Genomic DNA, 21,542 nt, shown 5'->3' on the forward strand with positions numbered 1-21,542 from the left:
ATCAGATCTAGTCGTTCGGCCGCTCGGCCGGCCCGTCGGAACCGGTCGAGGCGAACCAGTCGCTCGACTCGTCGGGCTGCGCGGTGGTCGCCGGCGTGACCGGGGCGTCGGGCTCGGCGGCGGAACCCGACTCGTGGTCCGTGACGCCGACCAGCGCGGCTCGCACGATGCGGTCGCCGAACCGGTAACCCCGGCGCAGCACCGCCGTGACAGTCGGCCCGGCGACGTCCGGCGACGTGTCGTGCTGGACCGCCTCGTGCACCGACGGGTCGAACTCCTCGCCGTCGTGCCCGAAGGACTCCAGCCCGACCCGTTCCAGGGTCGCCACGAGCTTGTCCGCCACCGCCTTGAACGCGCCGGTGAGGTCGCCGTGCTGCTGGGCGCGCTCGATGTCGTCGAGCACCGACAGCAGCTCCTGGGCCACCGTGGCCTTCGCGGTGTTGACCACGACCTCGCGGTCCCGGTCGACCCGCTTGCGGTAGTTGGCGTACTCGGCCTGCAGCCGCTGCACGTCGGCGGTCCGCTCGTCGAGCTGCGCCTTCAGTTCGGCCTCCTGGCTCGGCGCCTCGGCGTCCACACCGGCACCGGCCGCCCCGTCGGGGTCGGCCGGCTCCGGCTGCGTCGTCTCCTCCGGCTCCGGCGCGGGCCGGACCTCACCCGTCTCAGGGTCGATCCGGCGACGGTCGCGCACCACGACTCGCGGCTCCTCTCCGGAGTTCTCGGGCGATCGGCGATCCGAACTCACTTCTTGTCCTCGTCGACGATCTCGGCGTCCACCACGTCCTCGGCACCCGGCGTGGCCTGCTCGTCGGTCTGCGCGCCCGCACCGGCGTCGCCGCCGCCCTGCGCCTGCGCGCCGGACTGGGCGTACATGGCCGAGCCCATGGCCTGCGACTCGGTGGCGAGCTTCTCCATCGCGTCCTTGACGACTGCGGTGTCGGTGCCCTTGAGGGACTCCTGCGCCTCCTTGATCGCGACGTTGACCTTTTCCTTGATCTCGGCCGGGATCTTGTCGTCGTTCTCCTTGACGAACTTCTCCGTCTGGTAGACGAGCGTCTCGGCCTGGTTGCGGACCTCGGCCTCCTCGCGGCGGCGCTTGTCCTCCTCGGCGTGCGCCTCCGCGTCCTTGACCATCCGGTCGATGTCGTCCTTCGGCAGCGCCGAGCCGCCGGTGATCGTCATCGACTGCTCCTTGCCGGTGCCCAGGTCCTTCGCACTCACGTGCACGATGCCGTTCGCGTCGATGTCGAAGGTGACCTCGATCTGCGGCACGCCCCGGGGTGCCGGCGGGATGCCGGTGAGGTCGAAGGTGCCCAGCTTCTTGTTGTGCACCGCGATCTCGCGCTCACCCTGGAAGACCTGGATGCCGACCGTGGTCTGGCCGTCGTCGGCGGTGGAGAAGATCTCCGAGCGCTTGGTCGGGATGGTCGTGTTCCGCTCGATGAGCTTGGTGAACACGCCGCCCTTGGTCTCGATGCCCAGCGACAGCGGGGTGACGTCCAGCAGCAGCACGTCCTTGACGTCGCCGCGCAGCACGCCGGCCTGCAGCGCCGCGCCGATCGCGACGACCTCGTCCGGGTTCACGCCCTTGTTCGGCTCCTGGCCGCCGGTCAGCTCCTTGACCAGGTCGGACACCGCGGGCATCCGGGTGGAGCCGCCGACCAGCACCACGTGGTCGATGTCGCCGACCTTGATACCGGCGTCCTTGATCACGTTGTTGAACGGCGCGCGGGTGCGGTCCAGCAGGTCGGTGGTGATCCGCTGGAACTCCGCGCGGGACAGCGTCTCGTCCAGGAACAGCGGGTTCTTGTCCGCGTCCACCGTGATGTACGGCAGGTTGATGTTGGCGCTGTTCGAGCTGGACAGCTCGATCTTGGCCTTCTCCGACGCCTCGCGGATGCGCTGCAGCGCCATCTTGTCCTTGGTCAGGTCGATGCCCGCGGACTGCTTGAACTTGTCCACCAGCCAGTCGACGATGCGCTGGTCCCAGTCGTCGCCGCCGAGGTGGTTGTCACCGGAGGTCGCGCGGACCTCGACGACACCCTCGCCGATCTCCAGCAGCGACACGTCGAAGGTGCCGCCACCGAGGTCGAAGACCAGGATGGTCTGCTCCTTCTCGCCCTTGTCCAGGCCGTAGGCCAGCGCCGCCGCGGTCGGCTCGTTGACGATCCGCAGCACGTTCAGGCCCGCGATCTGGCCGGCCTCCTTGGTGGCCTGTCGCTGGGCGTCCTCGAAGTACGCGGGGACGGTGATGACCGCGTCGCTGATCTGCTCACCGAGGTAGGACTCCGCGTCGCGCTTCAGCTTCATCAGCACGCGCGCGCTGATCTCCTGCGCGGAGTACGTCTTGCTGTCGACCTCGGTCTTCCAGTCCGTGCCCATGTGTCGCTTGACCGACCGGACCGTACGGTCGACGTTGGTGACCGCCTGGTTCTTCGCCGGCTGGCCGACCAGCACCTCGCCGTTCTTGGCGAAGGCCACGATCGACGGGGTGGTCCGCGAACCCTCGGAGTTGGCGATCACCGTCGGCTCACCGCCCTCGAGGACGGCGACGACGGAGTTGGTCGTCCCCAGGTCGATTCCGACCGCTCGCGCCATTGGATTCCCTCCTGCTTTGTGCTCCTGTGTGGGTTGAGTGCTCCTCGCTCAAGTCTGCCGACGGACCCGATGGGTCGTCAAACCAGACTTGAGCCCTTCTCGCTCAACCTTCCTGCCATCCTAACGTCGCGTCCGCGCCGAAGGTTCCCGGCTCAGGTTCGCGTGACGTCGATGCTCCCGCTGTCGGTGTGCAGGTCGAGCTTGTGGTCGCCGGCCGCGTCGTTGTCGATCTCGCTGCTCACGTTGCCGCTGTCCGAGCTGGTGGTGACCTGGTAGGAGCCGTCCGGAACGGCCACCTCGACGCTGCCGGAGTCGGCGTCGACGCGCACGTCCTCGGCGACCGTGAGTTCCACCACGACCTTGCCCGAGTCGGACTCGACATGTGTCGCGCCGCCGATTCCGCGGGCCTCGACGCTGCCCGAGGAGGCCTGCAGCGTCAGGTCGCCGCGTACGTCGTCCGCACGCACCGCGCCCGACTCGGCCTTCGCGACGACCGCGCCGCCGATGTCGGACAGGCTCACCGAGCCCGAGCTCGCCTCGACGTTGACCTCGCCCTCGACGTCGTTGATCTCGACTTTGCCCGAGCTCGACCGCATGTTGACCTCGGCCACGCCGGAGACGTTCGCGGCACCGGAGTCGAGCTGGCCGGACACGGTGGTGCCCTCGGGCACGGTGATCTCGTAGTCGATCCAGCAGTCGCGCCGGTCGCACGAGTCGACCTGGAGGACGCCGTCGCGGACGCGGTAGGTGTCCTCGGACGGCTTCTCGTCGCGGTAGTGGACCTCGCGTTGCACCTTCGCCTCGTCGCCGCCGCGGATGGTGATGCTGCCGGAGTCGTTGGCGAAGCGCACGCTCGTGAACGGCTGCCCGACGCTGGTCGAGTCGGAGTACGACTCGGTCGCGACCCAGTCGCACGCGGCGAGCGTTCCCAGGCCGATGATGCCGATTGCGGCCGCCGCGACGGCCCGTCCGATCCCCATGTCGGTGCCCCTCTGCTCAGTAAACTTGCGTCGGATCGACGCTATTGCGCAGGTGAGCGGGCGGGCATCAGGGAGGCCCCCGAATCGACCCTGGGGGCTGGCCCCCGGACGCGGGCGGCTCAGCGGCGCGTGTCGACGCGGTGGAAACTGAGGTAGGCGCGCGACGGGGTGGGGCCGCGCTGGCCCTGGTAGCGGGAGCCGGCGGCGGTGGAGCCGTAGGGGTTCTCGGCGGCGCTGGAGAGCCGGAAGAGGCAGAGCTGGCCGATCTTCATGCCGGGCCACAGCGTGATCGGCAGGTTGGCGACGTTGGAGAGCTCCAGCGTGATGTGGCCTTCGAAGCCGGGGTCGATGAAGCCCGCGGTCGAGTGGGTGAGCAGGCCCAGGCGACCGAGGCTCGACTTGCCCTCGAGCCGCCCGGCGAGGTCGTCGGGCAGGTCGACGGCCTCGAAGGTCGACCCGAGCACGAACTCCCCGGGATGCAGCACGAACGGGTTGTCGTCGACCGCCTCGACCAGCGATGTGAGGTCGTCCTGCTGCTGGCTGGGGTCGATGTGGGTGTAGCGCGTGTTGTTGAAGACGCGGAAGTAGCGGTCCAGTCGCACGTCGATACTGGAGGGCTGGAGCATGGCCTCGTCGAACGGGTCGAGTCCGAGGCGCCCGGACTCGAGCTCCTTACGCAGGTCACGGTCGCTCAACAGCACCCACACACCCTATCCGCGAGGACGTGTAAGCTCATCGAGGCCCGCTGGACGGGCCCTGCGGATGTAGTTCAATGGTAGAACATCAGCTTCCCAAGCTGAGAACGCGGGTTCGATTCCCGTCATCCGCTCTGGGTGGAGTTTTCCCAGTTCAAGCTAGGTGTCTCCGGATCTTCGGAGACACCTGTTCTGTTTCTCGGGCCGTGCCGATGAGAGTGGTGACGGTCTTGGTGGGGATGAACGTGTCAGCCGAGTTCGGCGGCGATCATGCCGTCGACGCACGACTCCCTGGCCTGCGACCGGGTGAGGTCGGGGCGGCGTGTCGATCTCGCTCCGCGCCCACCGAGTCCCAGGCTTGCGCCGATCGGGGGCCTTGAGCTTGGCGTTCGCGACCAGGCTGCGGCCGATCGGCACAACGTCCCGACAACGTCCGACTCGGGGGCGCGCCAAGGGGCTGACACGTGGAAGCCCCTCGTGCGGGGGCGGTTACCATTCCTCGGTGCCGGAACTCAAACTCGAGATTCAGATGCTGCACGATCGGGTCCTGGTGCGGCTGACTCCCGAGGAAGGGGAACGGCGGAGCAGCGGTGGCATCGTCATCCCGGCCACGGCTCAGATGGCGAGGCGACTGGCGTGGGGCGACGTGCTCGGCGCCGGGACGAACGTGCGCAACGTCAAGGTGGGCGACCGGGTCCTGTTCAACCCGGACGACCAGCTCGAGGTTGAGGTCAAGGGGCAGATGTATCTGGTGATCCGGGAGCGGGACCTGCACGCGATCGCCAGCGAGCGGACCGAGCACGGCACCGGTCTTTATCTCTAAGGGGAAGGCGACCCGTGGACTACCAGTGGCCGCAGTCGCACGCGGACAAGACCGACGTGCTCAACCCGGCGCCCCCGCCGGTTCCGGCACCCGCGCCGGTGACCGGTGACGAGCCCACAGTCAAGATCAAAAAGGGCTGGGGCGACAAGAGACCGAACCTGCGCCGTACGGGGATCATCGTCGGCGCGGTGTTCGGCGCGCTCGTCGTGCTCTACACCGTCGACCTCATCGCCACGAGCGGCGACGTGCCGCGCGGGGTCAGCGTCGCGGGTGTCGACGTGGGCGGCGAGTCGCACGAGGACGCCGAGCAGGCGTTGCGCAGCGCCATCGAGCCCCGGCTCACCGCGCCCGTGGACGTCACGATCGGCGACGAGTCCGCGAAGGTCGACCCCGTCAAGGCCGGCCTCACCATCGACTGGGACGCCACCCTCGACAAGGCCGGCGACCAGCCGCTGAACCCGTTCACCCGGCTCGCCTCGTTCTTCACCACCGAGAACGTCAACGTCGCCACCACCACCGACAACTCCGCGCTCACCGCCGCGGTCGAGGTGCTGCGCGACAACACCGACCGCAAGCCGACCGAGGGCGGCATCAAGTTCGAGGGCGTCACCCCGATCGCCATCGAGCCCAAGCAGGGCCAGACGCTCGACGGCGAAGGCGCCCGCAAGGCGCTCGTCGACGGTTGGGCCACCGGCGAGGCGATCGAGCTGCCGGTCGACTCGACGCCGGTGAAGACCACGGCCGAGGGCATCGAGCGGGCCATGAAGGAGATCGCCGAGCCCGCCGTGTCCGGGCCGGTCATCGTGCACGGCGAGGGCAAGGACGCCACGCTCGAGCGGGCGGCGATCGCGAAGGCCCTGACGTTCGCGCCCGACAACAAGGGCGGGCTGACCGCGAAGGTCGACCAGAAGAAGATCGTCTCCGTGTGCCAGCCGCAGCTCAAGTCCACGGAGATCGAGGGCAAGGACGCGGAGATCGTCTTCAGCGGCGGCGCGCCGACCGTCCAGCCGTCGCAGGACGGCAAGGGCGTCGACTGGAAGAAGAGCCTGACGCCGTTGATGGACGTGCTTCAGCAGACCGACGACCGCGAGCTGACCGCCAGCTACAAGCACAAGCCCGCGAAGGTCACCACCGCCGCGGCGAACAAGCTGGGCATCAAGGAGGTCATCGGCGAGTTCACCACCGGCGGCTTCGCGCCCGAGTCCGGCGTCAACATCCGCACGGTCTCGGCCGAGGTCGACGGCGCCATCGTGAAGCCGGGCGACACGTTCAGCCTCAACGGCTTCACCGGCCCGCGGACCGCGGCCGAGGGCTACGTCGAGGCCGGCGTGATCAAGGACGGCGCGCCCAGCCGCGAGGTCGGCGGCGGCATCTCGCAGTTCGCCACCACGCTGTACAACGCCTCCTACTTCGCGGCGATGACCGACGCGGGACACAAGGAGCACAGCTACTACATCAGCCGCTACCCCGCCGCGCGCGAGGCGACGGTGTTCCAGAACCACGACGGCAGCAGCGTGATCGACCTGGCCTTCACCAACGACTCGGCGACCGGCGTGGCCATCCAGGCCATCTGGTCGCCCGAGTCGATCACGGTGAAGATCTGGGGCACGAAGCAGTACAACGTCGAGTCGGTCACCGGCGGGCGCAGCGCCTTCACGAACCCGGAGACCAAGCAGGGCCCCGCGGAGAACTGCCACGCCGGCGACGGCGCGCAGGGCTTCACGACGTCCGACACCCGGATCATCCGGGACGCGAAGTCGGGCGCGGAGGTCAGCCGCGACACCCGCTCCGTCCGCTACAACCCGCAGCCCAAGATCGTCTGCGGCAAGAAGCCGCCGGGCAGGTAGACCCGAGCAACGAGAAGGGCCCCCGGCGTGATGCCGGGGGCCCTTCTCGTTCAGCAAGTCACGTGCGGGATCGGGAGCGTCCGTACAGCGACGCGGCGAGCACGACGGCCACGGCCGCCACGATGATCTGGAAGATGTGCCGGATCCAGTCGATCCCGTCTGTCTCGCGCACACCGACCGCGGACGCCAGCACGTTGCCGAGCAAGGCGCCGACGATGCCGGCGATGATAGTCAGCCAGAACGGGATCTTCTGCTTGCCCGGCGCGACCAACCGCCCCAGGATACCCAGGACGATGCCCGCGATGAGCAGACCGACAATCGAGTAACCAGTCCACATAGCTGCTCCTCAGCGCTTGGGTTGGTGGCCAACTCATACCACCGTTCCGCGCCGGTTACACCTCGTGGTCGGTCACGATCAGAACGCGGCCTCGTCGACCTCCATCAACGCGTTGTCGGCGTTCTCGACGATCTTGCGGCCCGCGGACAGCTCCGGCAGCACGTTGCGCGCGAAGAAGGCCGCGACGGCGAGCTTGCCCTCATAGAAGGCCTTGTCCTTGCCCGACGCACCCGCGTCCAGCGCGGCGATCGCCACCTCGGCCTGCCGCTGCAGCAGCCAGCCCACCAGCAGGTCGCCGGTCGCCAGCAGCAGTCGCACACTGTGCTGGCCGACCCGGTAGACGCTGCGCGGGTCCTGCTGCGACTCGGTCAGGTAGCCGACCAGCGTGCCGATCATGCCCTGCACGTCCTCGAGGGCCTGCTTGAGCAGCGCGCGCTCCTCCTTGAGCCGGCCGTTGCCGCTCTCCGCCTCGATGAACGCCGAGATCTCGCCGGCGAGGAAGGCGAGCGCCGCGCCCTTGTCCCGCACGATCTTGCGGAAGAAGAAGTCGAGCGACTGGATCGCCGTGGTGCCCTCGTACAGCGAGTCGATCTTCGAGTCGCGGATGTACTGCTCGATCGGGTAGTCCTGCAGGAAGCCCGAGCCGCCCAGCGTCTGCAGCGACTGCGCCAGCTGCTCGTAGGCCCGCTCGGAGCCGACTCCCTTGACGATCGGCAGCAGCAGGTCGTTCACCCGGGCGGCCAGGTCGCGCGCGGCCTCGTCACCCTCGCCGGTCCACGCCTGGTCCTGCAGCGACGCGGTGTACAGGTACACCGCGCGCAGGCCCTCGGCGTAGGACTTCTGCAGCATGAGGCTGCGGCGGACGTCCGGGTGGTGGGTGATCGTGACCCGCGGCGCGGTCTTGTCCGTCATCTGCGTGAGGTCGGCGCCCTGCACCCGCTCCTTGGCGTAGCCGAGCGCGTTGAGGTAGCCGGTGGACAGCGTCGCGATCGCCTTGGTGCCGACCATCATCCGGGCGTACTCGATGATCTGGAACATCTGCGCGATGCCGTCGTGCACCTCGCCGACGAGCCAGCCCTTGGCCGGGATGCCGTGCTGGCCGAAGGTGAGCTCGCAGGTGGTGGAGACCTTGATGCCCATCTTGTGCTCGACGCCGGTGACGTACGCGCCGTTGCGCTCACCGAGCTCGCCGGTCTCGGAGTCGAAGTGGAACTTGGGCACGATGAACATCGACAGGCCCTTGGTGCCCGGCCCGTGGCCCTCCGGCCGGGCCAGCACGATGTGCACGATGTTTTCGGTGAGGTCGTGCTCTGCGGAGGTGATGAAGCGCTTCACTCCGTCGATGTGCCAGGAGCCGTCGTCCTGCTTGACGGCCTTGGCCCGGCCGGCGCCCACGTCGGAGCCCGCGTCGGGCTCGGTGAGCACCATCGTGGAGCCCCAGCCCCGCTCGATCATGTGCCGGCCCCAGCGCTGCTGCTCCTCGGTGCCGTTGCGGTACAGCACCTGGGCCATGTTCGGGCCGGACAGGTAGATGAACACCCCCGGGTTCGCGCCGAGGATCAGCTCGGAGGCGGCCCACTGCACCGACGGGGGCAGGCCGAAGCCGCCGAGCTCGTTGACGAGGCCCAGTCGCCACCACTCGCCGTCCCAGAGCTGCTGGTAGTTCTTGCGGAACGCCTCGGGCAGCGTCACCGAGTGGGTCTTGGGGTCGAACACCGGCGGGTTGCGGTCGCCCTCGACGAACGACTCCGCCAGCGGGCCGGTGGCCAGCTTGTCGAGCTCGCCGAGCACTCCGCGCACGGTGTCCTCGTCGGCCTCTGCCAGCACCCCCTTGCCCAGCCGGTCCTGGACACGGAGCACCTCGAAGAGGTTGAACTCCAGGTCGCGGACGTTGCTCTGGTAGTGGCCCATGATGTTCGCTCCCCGTTTCGCGGTCCCCTACTGGGCAGTAACATCAGGATATTACTTGCGGGTAGCCGTCGGCAAGCAAACATGTGTCGAAGCTGACCGCCGCGGGCCTCAGTCGTGGGCGGGTCGCGACCCCGGCACAGGCTCGTCCACGACGAGCACGCCGGACCGGAACGCGACCGCGACCGCGTGCGTGCGGTCTCGGGAGGAGAGCTTGCGCAGGATGCTCTTGACGTGTGTGCGGACGGTCTCGACCGAGACGTAGAGCACGTCGGCGATCGCCTGGTTCTCGAGTCCGTCGGCGATCAGCTGTAGGACCTGGTGCTCGCGCTTCGAGAGGGCCTGACGGGGTTGGGGCTGGGCTCGCGGGGAGGGCGCGGCGAGCGCCGGGGCGAGGGCGGGGTCGAGGTAGCGGCCCTCGGTGTGCACGGACTGGATGGCGCGGAGCAGCTCGGCCGGCTGCGCGGAGCGGCGGATCACCCCGGCGACACCGGCGGCGAGCGCGGCCGCGAGGTACTGGTTGGTGCGCCGCGCGTCGTCGATCAGCAGCACGACTCGGGTGGCGCCGGCGGAGGACAGGAGGTGGGCGAGCTGGCCGCGCGGGTCGAGCGCGGCGTCGACGAGGACAACGTCGGGCCGCAGCCGCTGGCACAGCCGAAGGCCGACGTTGGCCGCCTCGGCGGAGCCCAGGAAACGCAGTCCCGTGGTCCGGTTGACGAGTGACGACAGCCCCTCACGGACGAGCGGCGTGCCGTCGATGAGCGCGACGCCGATCGTGCCGGTCACGCGCGAGGGTGGTTGCTGCGTACTCACTGGCATCCCGTCCTCCTGACTTGTCTGACTCAGGAACGACCAGGTGGCCGAGGTGTGACGCGATAGTTCGAGTTTGTAGTCAAATGGCGATGGCGAACCCTTAGCACTTTGCGGCATCGGGCAGCTACTGTTGGTGGCACTGTGGAATCGGAGCTCGAGCGCAGCGCCCAAGAGTGGTTCAGGTTCATGGTAGACAGCAACCTGGCCCCGGGCCTGCGTGCGCTCGGCTTCTTCGGTGTCGGCCGCCGGTTCCGGATCGAGAGCAACCTCCACTGGGGCGAGATCGTCGTCGAGCAGGCTCGCTCGTTCACCGCCCGGGGTGTCCGCTTCACGGTCAACGTGGGCGTCATCTCCCGCGACGAGTGGAACCAGCAGCTGCGGGTGCGCCCGTACTACCCGGTCTCGAAGGCGGCGCCCGCCCCGACCACCGACACCGGCACGGGCTGGGAGGCCCCGATCGGCGAGCTGGTTACGGTGGCCGGCTACCCGATCGGCGAGCTGTGGTGGGAGCTCGAGGTGGGCCGCCCGTTCGACTCCCTGGCCCGCGAGGTCCTGTCGGCGGTCCGGGAGTTCGCCCTCCCGGCGATGCGCAACCGCATGTCCTGAGAACACCGTCGGTCCGTGACCTGGGTCTGGGACTCCTCGCTGTACGCCGGCAGTGCCGCCTACTACGCGCGCGGCCGCATCGCCTACCCGACGGCCCTCGCCGACGCGCTCGCCACCGAGCTGGGCCTCGACGGTTCCGGTCGTCTCCTCGACGTCGGCTGCGGTCCCGGCTCCTTGACGTTGCTCCTGGCCGGCTTGTTCGAGGAGGCGGTCGGGCTCGACGCGGACCCAGACATGATCAAGGAAGCCGGGCGACTGGCCTCAGCGTCGGGGATCGGCAACGTCCGGTGGCGGCACCTGCGCGCCGAAGAACTCCCGGCAGACCTGGGCACCTTCCGGCTGGTCACCTTCGCCCAGTCGTTCCACTGGCTGGATCGACCCCGGGTCGCCGCGGCGGTGCGCGGCATGATCGCGGCCGGCGGAACCTGCGCGCACCTGCATGCCACGACCCACCAAGGAGTCGAGGACGAGGTGGCGCTGCCACACCCACGGCCACCGCACTCGGTGATCGCCGACCTGGTGCGCACGTACCTCGGCCCGGTGCGGCGTGCGGGTCGCGGCAGCCTCGCACAGGGCACGGCCTCGGGCGAGACGGAGATCTACCGGGCGGCCGGGTTCACCGGGCCGCGGCGGATCGCGGTACCCGGCCGCGTCGTCACCCGCACGACCGACGACGTCGTCGCCGGGGTCTTCTCGCTGTCGAGCTCGACGCCGCACCTGTTCGGCGACCGGCGCGCGGCCTTCGAGGCCGATCTTCGTGAGCTGCTGGGAGATGCCGGCCCGAGCGGACTGTTCAGTGAGCGGTCGCGCGACGTCGGCTTCGACATCTGGCGGCCGTGACCGAGCCGACGGGGTCAGCGCCGACGTTCGCGGGTGCCTTCGGGGGTGAAGCGGACTCTGAGGGAGAAGGCCTTCGGGACGGGGCCGTGTGCTCGAAGGTGGCTCAGGCGGGCCATGGCCTCCACCGCGGTCGGGCGCTCGCCCGCCGGGAGCCACCACAGGACCGTGCTCGGTTGGGGGACCTGGTCGAACCACTCGTGCCGGCGTCGGACGAAGTGGCCGTGCGCGGTGCGGTAGGTGTACTCGTGCAGCGGCGGGTATGCCTGCCACACCGACAGGTTCAGCACCAGCCGCTCGTCCTCGGACAGCGACAGCCGTTGCCGCCACACGAAGCCGAGCGCTCGGTCGGCCAGGTGGTTCACCCGGTCCAGCGCCGCCGCGTACTCGGCCGACCGCGGCGCCGACGGCGGATGCCGCAGCAGCGACAGGTTGGCCTGCGCCAGGTGGAAGGCCACGCCGCCGACGCTAGCTCGACCGGCGCAGCATGCGGGTCAGGCCGGCGGCCACCGTCGTCGCGAGGATCCAGCCCGCGGCGATCAGGCCCGCGGTGACCCACTGCGAGGCGCCGGTGACCTGCCAGCGGTTCTTGAACCCGAAGTCCACGATCGGCACCAGCTGGTCGATCGTGAACAGAAACGGGTTCCACACCAGCTTGTCGTCGGAGTTCACCACGTCCGGCGGCGGCTGCGTCGCGAACCACACCGTGCCCAGCACCAGCAGCAGCGCCAGCGACAACAGCGCCCGCATCGGCTTGTAGCCGTAGCCGACCACGTACCGCTGCAGCCAGCTCCACAGCCGCACCGCCGGACCGAGCACGCGATAGCCCTCGGCCAGCGCGTTGTACCGCCACCGCTGCTTGGCCATCAGCACGGTCGACGCGTGCTCTTCGTTGCCGCTCGCGCGCAGCATCGTGGCGAGCTGGTCGTACGGGCCCGGCCGGTAGCTGCCGCCCATCGCCTTTCGCAGCAGGCGCAGCCGGTGGACGATCTGCGCGTCGTCGTCCAGCTCGATCGGCACCGCGAGCGCGTCGTAGCGGAAGTCGTCGAGCTCGATGTGGCCGGTGGCGTCCCAGAACGTGTCGTTGTCGCGCAGCGAGGCGCACCGCGCGTGCCGCAGGTTGACCTTCCCGCGCGGCGCCACCGCCACGTCCAGCCGCAGCTCCTGGGTGATCAGGCCGAACGCGTTGATCGCCGTGCCGTTGAGGACCGAGCCGACCTCGGCGCCCTGGAAGTTCGTCTGCCGGCCGACCTCCGCGCGCCGGATCCGTATCTCGCCGTGCGCGGAGAACGCCTGGTTCTCCCGCTCCCCGACCGCGCATACGAGGTCCCGGCCGACGAGCGCGGACCGCAGGTCCACCGACGGCTTGCGCGAGCGGTCCCGCCGGTACCGGCCGGGGTCGACGAACCGGCTCGCGCGCAGGTCGAGGTTCGCGCCGATGTTCGCCTCGGGCAGCAACACCGAACCGAACACGGTCACCCCGCGTGCGTCGAGGTTGCCGCCGGTGGAGAACCGCCGGCCCTCGACGACGTCGCCGTTCCGGTTGCACAGCTTGGCGCCGTCGAGGATCACGCTGCCCCGGGCGTGCACGTCGACCACCCGCAGCTGGCCGGCGATCTTCGCGTCGCGGGCGTCGATGCCGCCGTCGATCTGCGAGCCGTCCAGATGCAGCGCCCGGTAGGCGTACGGGCCGGGCGCGGGCTCGGTCACCTCGGCGAACGGCTCGGTGCCGCCTGACAGGTCGATCGTCGCCCCGGTGAGCCGCATCGAGCCGCCGATCCGGGCGTTGACCAGACGGATCGTGCCGGTGGACTCGAAGCCGCGGTCGAGGTCGACGTTGCCGGACACCTGGAAGCGGTCCGCGATCAGCGCGGCGCGCGCGTCGAAGAACCGCTCGTGGCCGGCGTCGCGGCTCGCGTCGTCGGGTGCGGGCACGAGCTTCGCGCCGCGCAGCGAGAAGTCGCTGTCGATGCGCGCGCTCGGCAGGAACAGCCAACCGGTCGAGGTGAACCGGCGCTTGGCGCTTGGCACGCACTGGAAGTTGCCGCCGACGTGCAGCCCGTTGCCGTCCAGGGCGAAGTCGTCCGGGTTGTGCAGCACGGCGCCGGCGAAGTTGACGTTGCCGCCGGTGCGCAGGCCCGGGATCCGCACCTGCCCGTTGACCTCGATGTTCGCCGCGAGCAGCGCGCCGTCGAGCTGGAGGCGGTCGGCGTGCAGCGCGTAGCCGCCGGGGTGGTCCATCCGCGTGTCGGTGAGCTCGAGCGAGCCGGAGATCTCCGCGTCGGTGAGGTCGAGGCGGCCGCGCACCCGGGTGCCGCCGATCAGCCGGACGTCGTTGTCGCTGTACAGGTTGTGCGCCTCGAGGCCCGGTAACCAGCACTCGTAGAACTCGCAGCCGGCGAGCTTGCTCTGCCGCACGTCCGGCGGCGCGTCGAACCGGCAACGCACGAACTCCAGCAGGTGCGGGAACTCCACCGCCCGCAGGTCGAGCACGCCCACGATGTGGCAGTCGGTGAACCGCAGCACCGGCGGGGTGGTGACCCGGCGGCGGATCCGCCCGCCGGCACCGGGCTCGAACTCGAAGATCTGTCTGACGATGTCCTCGGCGCGCATGGCCGCCCACGGGGGCGGCTGCGGGTCGAAGGGATCCAGCCAGCGGCCGGACCGGTCATCGTCGGTCATCCCATTGCCCCCATGCACGAGTTGGTCCGTCGGTTGGGACGGATCTTGTCACGCGCGGTTCCGGCGCGGCCGCATGCTGTTCCATGCTGCCGCGCCGGATCCGGGAGGGGTCCCTACGAAAGGACCTTGCCCAGGAAGGACTTGGTCCGCTCGTGCTGCGGGTTGGCCAGCACCTCGCGCGGGTGCCCGTGCTCGACAACCACGCCGTCGTCCATGAACACGAACGAGTCGCCGACCTCGCGGGCGAAGCCCATCTCGTGGGTCACCACGATCATGGTCATGCCCTCTTGGGCAAGCTTGCGCATCACGGCGAGCACCTCGCCGACGAGCTCGGGGTCGAGCGCCGAGGTCGGCTCGTCGAACAGCATCAGCTTCGGTTCCATCGCGAGCGCCCGGGCGATCGCCACCCGCTGCTGCTGGCCGCCGGAGAGCTCGCGCGGGTAGGCCTTCGCCTTCTCCGCGAGGCCGACGCGCTCGAGCAGCGTCATCGCCCGCTCCCGCGCCAAGGACCTCGACTCACCGCGGACCTGGATCGGCGCCTCCATGATGTTCTCGCTCGCGTTCATGTGCGGGAACAGGTTGAACCGCTGGAAGACCATGCCGATCTCGCGCCGCTTGGCCGCGACCTCGCGGTCGCGCAGCTCGTAGAGCTTGTCGCCCTTCTGCCGGTAGCCGACCAGCTCGCCGTCGACCCACAGCTTGCCGGCGGTGAGCTTCTCCAGGTGGTTGATGCAGCGCAGGAACGTGGACTTGCCCGACCCGGACGGGCCGACCACGCACATCACCTCGCCTGGCATGACCTGCAGGTCGATGCCCTTGAGCACCTCGAGCCGGCCGAAGTACTTGTGCACGCCCGCGGACTCGACCATCGGGGTGTCGGTCGTCGCGTCGGTCTTTGCCGTGTCGGTCATGCTGACCCCGATTTCGGCCGGCCGAACCCGAACACGCCGCCCTGCCGAGAGGGCACCGCGCCGCGGGAGTAGCGGCGTTCGATGAAGAACTGGGCGACCGACAGCAGCGAGGTCAGCACCAGGTACCAGATGCTGGCCACCACGAGCAGCGGGATCTGCTGCAGGTTGCCGCCGTAGATCAGCTGGACCTCGGTGAACAGGTCGCCGACCGCGATGACGCTCGCGAGCGAGGTCGTCTTGAGCATCGAGATCGTCTCGTTGCCGGTCGGCGGGATGATCACCCGCATGGCCTGCGGCAGCACGATCCGGCGCAGGATCTTCAGCCGGGTCATGCCGAGCGCCTCGGCCGCCTCGGTCTGCCCGGAGTCCACGGAGAGGATGCCGGCGCGGACGATCTCGGACATGTAGGCGGCCTCGTTCAGCCCGAACCCGAGCACGGCGCCCACGAAGATCGGGATCAGCAGATTCGCGTCGAAGAAGAGGAACTCCGGCCCGAACGGGATCCCCAGCGAGATCACCGGGTACAGGATCGCGATGAACGACCAGAAGATGACCTGCACCAGCACCGGCGTGCCGCGGAAGAACCAGGCGTAAACCCAGGCGATCGTGGACACGATCGGGTTCGGCGACAGCCGCATCACCGCGATGATCACGCCGAGCACGATGCCGATGACCATGGCGAGCAGGGTCAGCTCGATGGTCAGGAACAGGCCGTTGATGACGCGCTGGTTGAACATGAACCGCCAGACCACGTCCCAGCGCCAGGCCGGGTTGGTCAGCAGGCTGTTGGCGAGCATCGCGGCGAGCACGAGCAGGACGCCGGCCGCCACCCATCGACCAGGGTGGCGGACCGGCACCGCGACGATCTTCTCCGGCGGGATGCGCTCCTCGTCCGGGAGGTCGGCCTCTGCTTGCGCCGTCCGTTCAGGACCGTCAGTCATGCTCAGTAGATCGCGCCGTTGATCTTGGACTCTTCGATGCCGCCGGTGAGCCCCCAGTTGTCCAGGATCTTCTGGTAGTTGCCGTCGCTGATGAGCTGCTGCACGGCGCCCTGGACGGCCTCCTTCATCGTGGCGGCGTTCTTCGGGACAGCGATGCCGTACGGTGCGGCGTCGGTGTCCTCGCCGACCTTCTCGAACGCGTTGCCGGTGGTCTTCACCGAGTAGTTCACGACCGGGGTGTCGGCGAGGTAGGCGTCGATGCGGCCGGCCGCGAGCGCGGCGTTCACGTCGGTCTGCTTGGGGAAGCCCTGGCCCTTCACCGGATCCTTGCCCGCGTCGGTGCACGCCGTCACCACCGAGCCCTCGACGTCGGGCTTGGTGAGCTGGTCGAGCTGGGTCGTGCCGTTCTCCGCGCCGACCGTCTTGCCGCACAGGTCCTCGGTGGCGTTGATGCCCTCCGGGTTGCACTTGCGGACCATCGTCGACGTGCCGGCCTCGAAGTAGGTGACGAAGTCGACGGTCTGCTCGCGCTCCTTGGTGTCGGTGAACGAGGACATCCCGAGCTCGTAGCGGCCGGCCTGCAGGCCGGCGAGGATGCCGTCGAAGGAGGCGTTGACGAACTGGACCTCGACGCCGAGCACCTTGCCGATTGCCTTGCCGAGGTCGACGTCCATGCCGAGGATCTCGTTCGACCCCTCGAGGGTGAACTCGTTGGGCGGGTACGAGGCGTCCGTGGCGACGGTGATCTTGCCGTCCGCCTTGACCTTGGCGGGCACCATGTTGGCGAGCGCGTCGTCCGCGGGCGCGTCGACGACCAGTGGGTCGGGCACGGGCGCCTCCGATACCTCGCCCGGGGTGCACTCCTCGCCGCCGCCACCCCCACCGCTGTCCTGGCCTTCCGGCCGTTCGGTGGACGCCCCACAGCCGGCCGCGAGCAAGGTCGCGGCACACAGCGCGGTGAGGACGGACAGTCGGGTACGTCGGGACACTTCGTCACTCCCTCGAGCCTTGCGGTCTGAGTTCAGCGAATCCTGCCATTTGGGACGCGCGGCGGACAGCATCCGCATGTTACGGACGGGTCACCATGTCCGGTTCGGGCCCGCTCGAACCGCCGCGCGGAGTTCGGCCATGGCGTACGCTCAGCAACCGAGGGCGACCGGAGAGTCACTGGGGGACCATCGATGGACAGCCGTGACCACATCAGCTCCGAACTGGGCGGATTCTTCAGCCAAGGCCATACCGAAGGCACCATCACGACTGGCACGTTCGCCTACGACGAGGACGATCTGCGCCAGCTCGTCACCCGATGGCTGGATCTCGCGGAGAGCTACCAGACCTCGGTGTCCGCGACGGCGCCGATGACGAGCGTGTCCGGCCCTGGGCTCGAGTTCGCGAGTGAGGGTCAGGCCAACGCGGCGAACGCGTCCGGCAGCGCCTACCGCGAGCACCTTCGGACCAGCTTCGACTACTGCGTCGGCCAGGCCCAGAGGTGCCAGGACGCGCTCGACGAGTACCTGGGCGTGGAACACCGCAACGTGCGGGACATCCTCGACTCCGGCCCGGTCGACTCCGGCCCGCGCCCGGGCATCTGACGTGCGCGCGCGTGCACTGCTCGTCGTGGTCATCGGCGCCGCCCTGGTCACCGGCTGCACGGCGACGAGCTCCGGTGAGCCGGCGCCGGAGACTCCCACCGAGACCGAGTCGTCCGCCTCGCCGTCCTCGGTCGAGCAGCCGGACGACCTGCCGTCGGACGGTGCCCCGAAGGTGGCGAACCCGCTCGACGCGAGCCAGTTCGAGCAAGACCCGTGCCGGGCCCTCACGCAGGCCCAGGCCACGGAGCTGAACATCGTCCATCCGGGCGAGCCCTACGAGGGCAGCTTCGGCAACGCCTGTGAATGGCAAGGACCCGACCGCGACGGCGGGCGCGTGGCGATCGACTTCCTGAGCGACGATCGACGGGGCATGAGTTCGGTGTACAGATCGAGCGATAGGGGCGAGTTCGCATTCTTCGAGCCGCTCGACTCGGTCGCCGGGCACCCGCTGGCGGCGTTCGGCATAGCGGACTCGCGTGAGTCGGAGGGATATTGCGCCGTCGCTGTGGGGATTACCGACGAGCTGGTTGTCACGGTGTTCCTCAACCTGTCGCGAGTGAACGTCCGACATAAGGATCCGTGTGAGATCGGCGCGCAGGTGGCCGAGATGACGTTGACGACGATGGGGGCCTCGTGATGGCCGGCAGCCTGGACAAGAGCGGGATGAGCCCGCAGGAGATATTCGAGAAGGTGACCGGTGGACCTGGCCTGGCGTCCTTGCAGGAGGCGGGCCATCTAACACGGGCGGAGTGGACCAACGAGGAAGAGCGAGCCCAGCTGATAATCAGGCTGGGTGAGCAGGTCCGGCGGGGCTGGCAGGGTGAGGCCGGAGACGCCGCGTTCGGCGCGGCCCGGCCGCTCGCCGAGGCGGCGACACAAGGTGCCGACAAGCTGAACATCGCCCACGACCTGTTGAACCGGCAGAGTGATTCGTTTCAACACGCGCACAACGAGGTACGGCCGATGCCGCCCCGTCCGCCGGACAACCCTGTCGCCGACGTGATCCCGTTCGAGACCGACCTCGACCGCGAGATCAAGGCCTACCAGGCGGATGCGCAGCACAACATCCGTGTGTTCGAGGGCTATGACAACGCGAGTCTCTACAACGAGACCAACATGCCGAAGGAGTACCCGAACATCAGCCATTCCGGCGGGTCCATCACCGTGCGGTCGGCCGGGGATGCCGGAGGCGGTGACCCCGGACCAGACCCGAATGAGGGCGCAGTTGACCGCGCGCCAGTCGGCGGTCCCGGCGGCACTGGCGGTCCGGGTAGCTCGGGAGGGCCGGGCAGTGTGCCGGTGAGCGGGCCGCCGTCGGGCGGATCCTCGCCGAGTGCGGCTCCTTCCGGTGCGCCCATCTCGCCCAGTGACGTTGGACCGGGTGGGTTCCCGCAGAGTCCGGCGGCCGCGGCGCAGCCGAGTGGCGGGACCGCGCCGCCCGGGGGACTCCTTCCCGGCGGACTGGTTCCAGGTCCGTTCGGCGGTGGCGGTTCGTCCGGCGGCGTCGGCGGGCGTGGACTTGCCGGCGGTGGGTCAGGTGGCGGAACCGGTGGGCCGGGTCCGCGCGGCGTCGGTCCGGGTCCTGGCGCCGGAGCGCTCGCCGCTGAGGAGGCTGCCGCTCGGCGAGGGGTTGTGCCGGGGGGCATCGGGCGTGGGGCGGCGGCTGGGATGCCGGTTGCGCCGATGGGAGGCGGGCGTGGGCAGGGCGACGAGGACGAGGAGCACCAGCCGAAGATCATGATCGAGTCGGGTGGGGAGGAGATCTTCGGTACGGATGTTCTCACCGCGCCGCAGGTCATCGGGGACGACGAGTACGAGGACTAGGCGATGGTCGGGGGGATCGTGCACGGCAGACGCGTCGTCGAGCTGCCGTTGCTGCCGCTTGTCAGCCTGCTGCGGCGGGAGAACCTCGGCGACCCGCACGCGGTGTTCGCCGGTGGGGAGCGGTATGTCTCGCCGCGGTTCGCCGTTGCGGCCACCGACTCGCTGGAGCGCGAGCTCGATGACGCCGGGCTCGGCGGCCGGGACGCGTTGCACGACTTCGTCGACACGCTCGCGCTCGTGCAGCGAGCCGCCACCGAGTACTACGGCTGGGCCTCCAGCGGAGACGACCACCAGACGCTGCTCGTGGCCGCGACCGGGCGGAGGGCGGTCGCCGTCGTGCGGGCCGGTGATCGGGTGCGGTTCGAGGTGGCCGACCCCGACCGGTTGGTCGAGACGCTCGTCGACCGGCTGCCCGGCGCGCCGGCCGGCCGCGGCGAGTCCGTCTCGGTGCTGGCCACCGAGTTCGGGGCGAGTGGTCGGCAGCCGGGTTCGATCATGCGGCCGTCCGGGTCCGGGCGCTCCGACGCCGCCCGGCGGCTCGACGCGTTGCTGAAGGAACCGAGGGTCGGCGGCGCCAAGCTGTACGCGGCCGCGCGGGACCGCGCCGGCGTGCGGAGCCGGTCAGCCGAGTGGCTCACCTTCCTCGACCTCGCCTCCGGGCGGTGGGTCGTCTACCCGACGCTGGGTCGCGGCGAGCGGGCGTTCAACGCGGTGCCGGCCACGCCCCGGCTGCTGGCGGCCAAGCTCGGCGAGCTACAGCGCACCATCCGCTGACCCGCGCCGCCGGGTCGACACCACGAACACGAGCGCGAGCAGTACGTACGACACCATCGCGACGGTGAGGCCGTGGTGGTCGGCGACCAGACCGATCGCCAACGGGGTCAGCACGCCGATGTTGCTCACCGCGTCCACGACCGCGGAGGTCGTACCCGCCTGGCCGGGACGCAGCGTCATGTAGGCGGCCTGCAGGATGATCCACGCGAGGTTCGCCGCGGCGCCGACCGCCGCCGTACCCACCGCGGCCGCGACGACGTTCGGTACGAACAGCAGCACCACGCCGGCGAGCAGCAGCACCGCGCACGGGCGCAGGCCGATCCGCCGGCGGTTCGTGCGGCTCGCCCACGCGGCGGCGGCGAGCCCACCCGCCATGCCGCCACCCGCGGCGAGCGTGGCGACGGCCGGGCTCAGGCCGCGGTCGGTCGTCAGGAACGCCACCGCGAAGCCGACGAAGGTCTCGTCGAACGCCACGAGCAGCCCGACGAGAAGGCCGGCCACGAGCACCCGCCGATCGCGGGCGACCTCGAGGAAGGTTCGCCACGGCCGGCGCTCCTCGTCGTCGGCGCCGGTGGGGCGGGGCAGCGGCTGGGTGGCGAGGAGCACGCCGTAGGCGACCATCATCGCGCCGGCGATCCAGAAGGCGCCGCGCCAGCCGAGTCCGGTGGCGAGCGCGCCGGCGAGCAGCAGCGGGCCGACCAGGTCACCGACGGAGGCCAGGAGGTTCGACCGTGCGAGGGCCGGCTCGATCTTGTCGCCGGCGACGTCGACCAGCGCCACCTCGACGGCCCGGACGAGTGCGTCGCCCATGAGACCCATGACCACGACGGCGACGAAGAGCGTCGCGAAGTTGCCGGCGACCGCGAACAGCCACAGCCCGACGCCGTAGCCGATGCCGCCGATGACCGCCATCGCGCGCCGGCTGACGTAGTCGACGAGCACGCCGAGCGGGGTGCCGAGCAGGCCGATGCCCGGGTAGACGGCGAGGAGCAAGCCGGCCTGGAGATAGGAGATGCCGACGTCCTCGCGGATCGACTCGACGGCGCCGTAGGGCAGGAACGCCACCGTCTCGTCGGCGAACCCGACGAGCAGCAGCGACACCACGAGCGTCGCCGGGAAGCGAGGGGCTAGGTCAGTTCACCATCGAAACCATGCGCGCATGATCACCACTTTACGCGCCCCCGCCACCGATTTCCGCCGCCGCGACTACCCCCCGCGCGCACGCGCGTGCAGAACGCAAGAAACGTAGCCCCCACCCTCTCCGGCAGGGGGTCGGCAAAGTCGATTACCCAGTTCAAGGGACGGGCACGGCCTCGTTGATCATGTGATTGTTGATGTCCCATGATCTTGTGAGAGAGCCGTGCCCGCTGTTGA

Annotated in this window: 21 protein-coding genes and 1 tRNA gene; 9 read left to right on the plus strand and 13 right to left on the minus strand. The window is 69.7% G+C overall.

Annotated elements, in window-relative coordinates; genetic code table 11:
- Positions 1 to 7: 7 nt before the first annotated feature.
- The 4 genes from grpE to dcd all read right to left on the minus strand — a co-directional run bounded on the left by grpE (position 8) and on the right by dcd (position 4,279).
- Positions 8 to 694, minus strand: a complete 687-nt coding sequence (gene grpE / locus ACRDSK_RS11285; RefSeq protein WP_431440188.1) for a nucleotide exchange factor GrpE — start codon at positions 692 to 694, stop codon at positions 8 to 10.
- A gap of 47 nt (positions 695 to 741) precedes the next feature.
- A complete protein-coding gene (gene dnaK / locus ACRDSK_RS11290; RefSeq protein WP_431440189.1) occupies positions 742 to 2,598 on the minus strand; it encodes a molecular chaperone DnaK in 1,857 nt (618 codons plus the stop codon).
- A 152-nt stretch (positions 2,599 to 2,750) separates the two neighbouring features.
- The gene (locus ACRDSK_RS11295) at positions 2,751 to 3,578 is read right to left on the minus strand and encodes a DUF4097 family beta strand repeat-containing protein (protein WP_431440191.1); all 828 of its coding nucleotides are present in this window, start codon (positions 3,576 to 3,578) and stop codon (positions 2,751 to 2,753) included.
- A gap of 119 nt (positions 3,579 to 3,697) precedes the next feature.
- Positions 3,698 to 4,279 carry a dCTP deaminase gene (dcd, locus tag ACRDSK_RS11300; RefSeq protein WP_431440193.1) on the minus strand — a complete coding sequence of 194 codons (582 nt, stop codon included), beginning with the start codon at positions 4,277 to 4,279 and terminating at the stop codon, positions 3,698 to 3,700.
- A gap of 57 nt (positions 4,280 to 4,336) precedes the next feature.
- Between dcd and ACRDSK_RS11305 the strand changes: the two genes are divergently transcribed.
- From ACRDSK_RS11305 to ACRDSK_RS11315, 3 genes are all read left to right on the plus strand, one after another.
- Positions 4,337 to 4,407: transfer RNA gene (locus tag ACRDSK_RS11305), tRNA-Gly, on the plus strand.
- A gap of 395 nt (positions 4,408 to 4,802) precedes the next feature.
- Complete coding sequence (locus ACRDSK_RS11310) at positions 4,803 to 5,096, plus strand: GroES family chaperonin (RefSeq protein ID WP_431440222.1); 294 nt, start codon at positions 4,803 to 4,805, stop codon at positions 5,094 to 5,096.
- Between the two features lie 14 nt (positions 5,097 to 5,110).
- Positions 5,111 to 6,943 carry a VanW family protein gene (locus tag ACRDSK_RS11315; RefSeq protein WP_431440195.1) on the plus strand — a complete coding sequence of 611 codons (1,833 nt, stop codon included), beginning with the start codon at positions 5,111 to 5,113 and terminating at the stop codon, positions 6,941 to 6,943.
- A gap of 58 nt (positions 6,944 to 7,001) precedes the next feature.
- On the opposite strand, the gene ACRDSK_RS11320 is transcribed toward ACRDSK_RS11315, so the two are convergent.
- The 3 genes from ACRDSK_RS11320 to ACRDSK_RS11330 form a co-directional block, all read right to left on the minus strand.
- The gene (locus ACRDSK_RS11320) at positions 7,002 to 7,280 is read right to left on the minus strand and encodes a GlsB/YeaQ/YmgE family stress response membrane protein (RefSeq protein ID WP_431440197.1); all 279 of its coding nucleotides are present in this window, start codon (positions 7,278 to 7,280) and stop codon (positions 7,002 to 7,004) included.
- A gap of 78 nt (positions 7,281 to 7,358) precedes the next feature.
- Entirely contained in the window at positions 7,359 to 9,191 is a 1,833-nt protein-coding gene (locus tag ACRDSK_RS11325) for an acyl-CoA dehydrogenase (protein ID WP_431440199.1), read from the minus strand.
- A gap of 108 nt (positions 9,192 to 9,299) precedes the next feature.
- Complete coding sequence (locus ACRDSK_RS11330) at positions 9,300 to 10,007, minus strand: response regulator transcription factor (protein WP_431440201.1); 708 nt, start codon at positions 10,005 to 10,007, stop codon at positions 9,300 to 9,302.
- A 180-nt stretch (positions 10,008 to 10,187) separates the two neighbouring features.
- Between ACRDSK_RS11330 and ACRDSK_RS11335 the strand changes: the two genes are divergently transcribed.
- A complete protein-coding gene (locus ACRDSK_RS11335) occupies positions 10,188 to 10,607 on the plus strand; it encodes a DUF4304 domain-containing protein (RefSeq protein ID WP_431440202.1) in 420 nt (139 codons plus the stop codon).
- 15 nt (positions 10,608 to 10,622) lie between these two features.
- Positions 10,623 to 11,447 (plus strand): class I SAM-dependent methyltransferase, encoded by an 825-nt coding sequence (locus ACRDSK_RS11340; protein WP_431440204.1) that lies wholly within the window; start codon positions 10,623 to 10,625, stop codon positions 11,445 to 11,447.
- A gap of 14 nt (positions 11,448 to 11,461) precedes the next feature.
- Here ACRDSK_RS11340 and ACRDSK_RS11345 read toward each other — a convergent pair whose 3' ends face one another.
- From ACRDSK_RS11345 to ACRDSK_RS11365, 5 genes are all read right to left on the minus strand, one after another.
- Positions 11,462 to 11,902, minus strand: coding sequence for a DUF3291 domain-containing protein (locus tag ACRDSK_RS11345; protein ID WP_431440205.1), 441 nt, complete (start codon positions 11,900 to 11,902; stop codon positions 11,462 to 11,464).
- Between the two features lie 10 nt (positions 11,903 to 11,912).
- Positions 11,913 to 14,126, minus strand: coding sequence for a hypothetical protein (locus tag ACRDSK_RS11350; RefSeq protein ID WP_431440207.1), 2,214 nt, complete (start codon positions 14,124 to 14,126; stop codon positions 11,913 to 11,915).
- A gap of 113 nt (positions 14,127 to 14,239) precedes the next feature.
- Positions 14,240 to 15,037, minus strand: a complete 798-nt coding sequence (locus ACRDSK_RS11355; protein ID WP_431440209.1) for an amino acid ABC transporter ATP-binding protein — start codon at positions 15,035 to 15,037, stop codon at positions 14,240 to 14,242.
- On the minus strand, positions 15,034 to 15,978 hold the full coding sequence (locus tag ACRDSK_RS11360) for an amino acid ABC transporter permease (protein WP_431440211.1): 945 nt from the start codon (positions 15,976 to 15,978) through the stop codon (positions 15,034 to 15,036). The genes ACRDSK_RS11355 and ACRDSK_RS11360 overlap by 4 nt, the downstream gene beginning before the upstream one ends.
- Before the next feature lie 2 nt (positions 15,979 to 15,980).
- Complete coding sequence (locus ACRDSK_RS11365) at positions 15,981 to 16,967, minus strand: ABC transporter substrate-binding protein (RefSeq protein WP_431440213.1); 987 nt, start codon at positions 16,965 to 16,967, stop codon at positions 15,981 to 15,983.
- Positions 16,968 to 17,159: 192 nt separating this feature from the next.
- Between ACRDSK_RS11365 and ACRDSK_RS11370 the strand changes: the two genes are divergently transcribed.
- From ACRDSK_RS11370 to ACRDSK_RS11385, 4 genes are read left to right on the plus strand one after another with little or no spacing between them, the layout of a single operon-like run.
- Positions 17,160 to 17,570, plus strand: coding sequence for a hypothetical protein (locus ACRDSK_RS11370; protein WP_431440214.1), 411 nt, complete (start codon positions 17,160 to 17,162; stop codon positions 17,568 to 17,570).
- Between the two features lies 1 nt (position 17,571).
- Positions 17,572 to 18,207: a DUF3558 domain-containing protein gene (locus ACRDSK_RS11375; protein ID WP_431440216.1), complete on the plus strand. Its 636-nt coding sequence runs from the start codon at positions 17,572 to 17,574 to the stop codon at positions 18,205 to 18,207.
- The gene (locus ACRDSK_RS11380) at positions 18,207 to 19,394 is read left to right on the plus strand and encodes a hypothetical protein (RefSeq protein WP_431440217.1); all 1,188 of its coding nucleotides are present in this window, start codon (positions 18,207 to 18,209) and stop codon (positions 19,392 to 19,394) included. The genes ACRDSK_RS11375 and ACRDSK_RS11380 overlap by 1 nt, the downstream gene beginning before the upstream one ends.
- A 3-nt stretch (positions 19,395 to 19,397) precedes the next feature.
- Entirely contained in the window at positions 19,398 to 20,168 is a 771-nt protein-coding gene (locus tag ACRDSK_RS11385; protein ID WP_431440218.1) for an ESX secretion-associated protein EspG, read from the plus strand.
- Here the strand turns inward: ACRDSK_RS11385 and ACRDSK_RS11390 are convergent.
- Complete coding sequence (locus ACRDSK_RS11390; protein WP_431440220.1) at positions 20,148 to 21,272, minus strand: MFS transporter; 1,125 nt, start codon at positions 21,270 to 21,272, stop codon at positions 20,148 to 20,150. The two genes, ACRDSK_RS11385 and ACRDSK_RS11390, sit on opposite strands and share 21 nt — an antisense overlap.
- Between the last annotated feature and the right edge of the window lie 270 nt (positions 21,273 to 21,542).

This window comes from Actinophytocola sp. (assembly GCF_050699915.1).
Lineage (GTDB): Bacteria > Actinomycetota > Actinomycetes > Mycobacteriales > Pseudonocardiaceae > Actinophytocola.

Bases quoted from the DNA above. Each gene is read 5' to 3' on its own strand.
- dnaK (WP_431440189.1), bottom strand. From the start codon at position 2,598: ATGGCGCGAGCGGTCGGAATCGACCTGGGGACGACCAACTCCGTCGTC.
- ACRDSK_RS11295 (WP_431440191.1), bottom strand. From the start codon at position 3,578: ATGGGGATCGGACGGGCCGTCGCGGCGGCCGCAATCGGCATCATCGGC.
- ACRDSK_RS11310 (WP_431440222.1), top strand. From the start codon at position 4,803: ATGCTGCACGATCGGGTCCTGGTGCGGCTGACTCCCGAGGAAGGGGAA.
- ACRDSK_RS11320 (WP_431440197.1), bottom strand. From the start codon at position 7,280: ATGTGGACTGGTTACTCGATTGTCGGTCTGCTCATCGCGGGCATCGTC.
- ACRDSK_RS11325 (WP_431440199.1), bottom strand. From the start codon at position 9,191: ATGGGCCACTACCAGAGCAACGTCCGCGACCTGGAGTTCAACCTCTTC.
- ACRDSK_RS11330 (WP_431440201.1), bottom strand. From the start codon at position 10,007: ATGCCAGTGAGTACGCAGCAACCACCCTCGCGCGTGACCGGCACGATC.
- ACRDSK_RS11335 (WP_431440202.1), top strand. From the start codon at position 10,188: ATGGTAGACAGCAACCTGGCCCCGGGCCTGCGTGCGCTCGGCTTCTTC.
- ACRDSK_RS11350 (WP_431440207.1), bottom strand. From the start codon at position 14,126: ATGACCGACGATGACCGGTCCGGCCGCTGGCTGGATCCCTTCGACCCG.
- ACRDSK_RS11355 (WP_431440209.1), bottom strand. From the start codon at position 15,037: ATGACCGACACGGCAAAGACCGACGCGACGACCGACACCCCGATGGTC.
- ACRDSK_RS11360 (WP_431440211.1), bottom strand. From the start codon at position 15,978: ATGACTGACGGTCCTGAACGGACGGCGCAAGCAGAGGCCGACCTCCCG.
- ACRDSK_RS11370 (WP_431440214.1), top strand. From the start codon at position 17,160: ATGGACAGCCGTGACCACATCAGCTCCGAACTGGGCGGATTCTTCAGC.
- ACRDSK_RS11380 (WP_431440217.1), top strand. From the start codon at position 18,207: ATGGCCGGCAGCCTGGACAAGAGCGGGATGAGCCCGCAGGAGATATTC.
- ACRDSK_RS11385 (WP_431440218.1), top strand. From the start codon at position 19,398: ATGGTCGGGGGGATCGTGCACGGCAGACGCGTCGTCGAGCTGCCGTTG.